This window comes from Luteibacter sp., assembly GCF_051958795.1.
In the GTDB taxonomy this organism is placed as follows: Bacteria; Pseudomonadota; Gammaproteobacteria; order Xanthomonadales; family Rhodanobacteraceae; genus Luteibacter.
Genome location: NZ_JBQCFT010000107.1, coordinates 1 through 3,661, shown reverse-complemented (window position 1 = coordinate 3,661; position 3,661 = coordinate 1). Strand labels below are relative to the sequence as shown.

Below are 3,661 nucleotides of genomic sequence, written 5' to 3'. Positions count from 1 at the left end.
GGCCCCGCGCAAGCAGGACGAGGTGCGCGTGAAGCCGCTGGTGATGGTGGTCGACGATTCGATCACCATGCGCAAGGTGACCGGCCGCGTGCTGGAGCGCCATGAGTTCGAGGTGATGACGGCGAAGGACGGCATCGACGCGCTCGAGAAGCTCAACGAACGCGTGCCCGACCTGATGCTGCTCGATATCGAGATGCCGCGCATGGACGGCTACGAGCTCGCCACGGCCATGAAGGCCGACGAGCGCCTCGCCGGCGTGCCGATCATCATGATCACCTCGCGTACCGGCGATAAGCACCGCCAGCGTGCATTCGACATCGGCGTCGACCGCTACATTGGCAAGCCCTACCAGGAGAATGACCTGGTCGTGCAGATCAACGACGTGCTCGGAGTAACCCATGGTTGAACGCGAGCCGTCCGTCGCGCTGCTTTTCGATGACGCGGCCCTCTCGGCCCACCTGCGCGACGCCCTCGTCGCGCAGGGCGCGCGCATCGTCTACGAGTCCGACCTGAAGGCTTTCGCTCCGGCAGAACTCGTCGGCTCGTCGGCCGACGTCGTCGTGGTGGACCTGGATGACCCGAGCGACGCCGACCTCGACCGGCTCTACGAGACCGTCGAGGGCGGCCACCCACGCCTCGTCTTCAACGATGCCGACGCGAGCCGTGACCTGGAAGGGTGGGACCGCGCCCGCTGGGCACGCCACCTCGCGGCGAAGCTGGTAGGCGGCACGCCGCTCGACCCGCCGCGCCCGGGGGATGCCCGCGCCATCGAGCCGCGCGTCGCCGCCATCGCAAGCGAACCCGCACCCGCTGAAGAGCTGCTCGCCGAGCCGATCACCGAGGACATGGCGATCACGGGCGTGCATGGCTATCCCGAAACGCCCATGGCGACGGCCGATGCCGACCTCGTTGCCGTCGATGACGCGGTGTCGCTCGACGCCGTGGCGGATATCGAAGGTGACGTCGCCAGCGAGCTTGAATTTTCCACGCCGCAGACCGACCCGCTCGAAGACGATGAGCGCACGGGCGCCGAAGACCTCGCCGCGGAGCTGGAAGCCGCGCTGGCGGCGTCGGGCGGCGGCAACGTACAGGGCACGGACGGCATCGACGATCTGCCGTCCATGCCGCTCGAGCTGACGGATCTCGCCTCGCTGGATCTTTCCGGGTTCGAGGTCGTGGACGACGAACCCACCGCGCCGGCCGCTGTCGAGCGCGAATTCGATGCAAGCCAGTTCAGCCTCGCGCCTTCCGACGAGCTTGTCGCGGATGTGGGGCAGGGCGACATGCCCACGCTCGAGATCACCTCGCGCTCGACCGATTACGCCGCGCCGCCGGTGCCCGAATGGGACCTGGTCGATCACGACACCATCGTGCCGGAAGCCGCGCCGCGGGCGGATGCCGCCGAGTTCGGCATCGAGACGATGAGCGCGGCGGAATACCTCGCGCAGGATGTCGTCGATGACGGCAACGTCGCGATCGAGGCTGGCCTCAAGCTGGAACTGGTGTCGCTGGAGGAGGCGATCGCGCCGAGCACCGACGGCAAGTTCAGCCACGAGATGATCCTCGAGACCAGCACGCGCGCGGTTCGCCGCGTGGTGGCCCTCGCTGGCGCGACGGAGAGCGAAGACGCGATCCGCCTGTTCCTCGCCGCTTTGCCGGGTCGCCTCCCGGCCACCGTGCTCGTCGTGGCCCACCATGGCGGCGACACCGCGGCGTTCGCCGAACGTTTGGGGCGTGGCCGCGTCGCGGCCGATGGCGTCCCCACCGCGCATGGCGAGGTACTCGTCGTGCCGCGTGGCGCCCACGTCCAGATCCGTCGCGATGGCAGCGTCACCGTGCGTGACGACGGCAGCGCCTTGAACGCGACCGGTCCGTCGATCGACGGCATCTTCAGCACGCTCGCGGGCGGCTTTGGCGCCGACGCCCTGGCCATCGTGTTCGCCGGCCGCGGGAACGATGCCGTCGCCGGTTCACAGGCGGTGTACGACGGTGGCGGCCGCGTGTGGGTGCAGTCGGTGGCGCCCGAGGACGAATCAGGACAGATGGTCACGGGTATCCGCGAGGAGCGCGTGGCCGGCTACGCAGGCGATGTCGCCGCGCTGGCCCGTAAATTGAACGAGGAATTCCCATGAGCGAGCCGTTACCGCGCGAAATCCGCTGCGTCCTGATCCCGAGCGGCGGCGTGCGTCTCCTGCTGCCCAACGCGGCCGTGGCCGAAGTGATCACGCTGGCCGGCGTCGAGCCCGTGGCCGATGCGCCGGAGTGGCTCCAGGGGCGGATCGAGTGGCGTGGCTGGCACATCCCGCTGGTCAGCTTCGACCACGTGGCGAAGCTCGCCGACGATGCGCCCCCGCAGGCCGCACGCGTGGCCGTGCTCAAGGCGATCGGCAACCGCGCGGACATGCCGTACATCGCGGTGCTGACCCACGGCTTCCCCCGCCTGACCACGCTCAACGCGGAGCTTCTGCTGCCGACCCATGACGGCCATGACCTGCCGTTCGGCGTCCGCGCCCACGTGCTGGTCCGTGACGACACGGCGGTGATCCCCGACCTGGAAGGCATCGAGTCGACCCTGGTGGAAATGCAGGAAGCCGCCTGACCGCGTAAAAAAGTGCTTGACGCGTAATTGAGAATCATTATCATCAACTCCGCACCCTCACTTGCGGAGCGTTAGCCATGTTGATGAGAAGCCTTCCCCTGAACGACGCCGCGGGCCGCGACAAGATCGTCCCGCTGCGCGCCGTCGCGACCAACACCCGTCGCATCGAAAGCAAGAACCTCCTCGACGGTTCGCGCGAGCTGGTCATCGAGCACCAGGGGGCCGAGTACCACCTCCGCCTCACGCGCAACGACAAGCTCATCCTCACCAAGTAATCCTGGTTTCATCTCCCCGACGCCAAGCCACGCGGGCCTCCCCTCGCCGCCAGCCAGGCATCTTTTCCCAGGCCGTCACCGGGAGACGCCCATGTTCGGTTGGCTCGCATCCTTTGGCGTGCAGGCGCGCGCCCGCAACGGTTCCACGACCCGCTGGCTCGCGGTACCGCCGCGCACGCTGGTGGAAGGCCTTGGCCAGCTCGGTGGCGTGCTCTATCTCGCCCCGCGGCCGACACGCTGCCCGGCGAGTGCCGTGCCACCGGCGGGTTGCCTGGTGGTGAATGCGGAACTCGCCCCGCTCATGGCCACGCGCTACGTCGGCCTTACCTGCGCCATCACGGCCGAAGGCCCGCGCGAATGGCTCGATTGCGTAGGAGGCGAGGGCGATACGCTCGCCCGCATCTACCTCCTGCCCGATACCGATTACCTCGCCTGGGACGGGCTGTTTGCCGGCGCGACGCCGGTCGATGCGCCCGAACGCCACGCCCCAGATCGCGAATGGCTGCGCGCCTGCCAGGCGCGCGTACTGAGTTTCCAGCGTCGCCGCCTCGTCGGGTTCGACGTGCTGGGCGCGCGTGAAGTCGCCATCTCATCGCTAGGCCGCGGCGTCGCCCGCGATATCGCCGTCTCCGAATCCGTCGCCATCTCAGGCTAATCCGGTACGTTGTGGGAGCGGGGGGGGGGGCGGGGAGGGGGGGGGGCCCACCCCCCACCCCCCCCCCCCCCCCCCCCCACTGGGGGGGGGGGGGGGGGCAGGGGGGTGGGGGGGGGGCGGGGGGGCCGGGGG

The 3,661-nt window shown here is 69.3% G+C and carries 5 protein-coding genes; all 5 read left to right on the top strand.

Annotated elements, in window-relative coordinates; translation table 11 throughout:
• On the top strand, positions 1–406 hold a 406-nt coding region (locus tag ACTHLF_RS05815), incomplete at its 5' end, for a response regulator (RefSeq protein WP_440325650.1).
• A complete protein-coding gene (locus tag ACTHLF_RS05810) occupies positions 399–2,132 on the top strand; it encodes a chemotaxis protein CheB (protein WP_440325649.1) in 1,734 nt (577 codons plus the stop codon). The genes ACTHLF_RS05815 and ACTHLF_RS05810, both read left to right, overlap by 8 nt.
• Positions 2,129–2,599 carry a chemotaxis protein CheW gene (locus tag ACTHLF_RS05805; protein WP_440325647.1) on the top strand — a complete coding sequence of 157 codons (471 nt, stop codon included), beginning with the start codon at positions 2,129–2,131 and terminating at the stop codon, positions 2,597–2,599. The genes ACTHLF_RS05810 and ACTHLF_RS05805 overlap by 4 nt, the downstream gene beginning before the upstream one ends.
• 77 nt (positions 2,600–2,676) lie before the next feature.
• Positions 2,677–2,874, top strand: a complete 198-nt coding sequence (gene hemP, locus ACTHLF_RS05800) for a hemin uptake protein HemP (protein ID WP_440325645.1) — start codon at positions 2,677–2,679, stop codon at positions 2,872–2,874.
• 91 nt (positions 2,875–2,965) lie between these two features.
• Positions 2,966–3,529, top strand: a complete 564-nt coding sequence (locus tag ACTHLF_RS05795; RefSeq protein ID WP_440325643.1) for a hypothetical protein — start codon at positions 2,966–2,968, stop codon at positions 3,527–3,529.
• The last annotated feature ends 132 nt before the right edge of the window (positions 3,530–3,661 follow it).

Coding starts and splice junctions, on each gene's coding strand:
- hemP (WP_440325645.1), top strand. CDS start 2,677: ATGTTGATGAGAAGCCTTCCCCTGAACGACGCCGCGGGCCGCGACAAG.
- ACTHLF_RS05795 (WP_440325643.1), top strand. CDS start 2,966: ATGTTCGGTTGGCTCGCATCCTTTGGCGTGCAGGCGCGCGCCCGCAAC.
- ACTHLF_RS05805 (WP_440325647.1), top strand. CDS start 2,129: ATGAGCGAGCCGTTACCGCGCGAAATCCGCTGCGTCCTGATCCCGAGC.
- ACTHLF_RS05810 (WP_440325649.1), top strand. CDS start 399: ATGGTTGAACGCGAGCCGTCCGTCGCGCTGCTTTTCGATGACGCGGCC.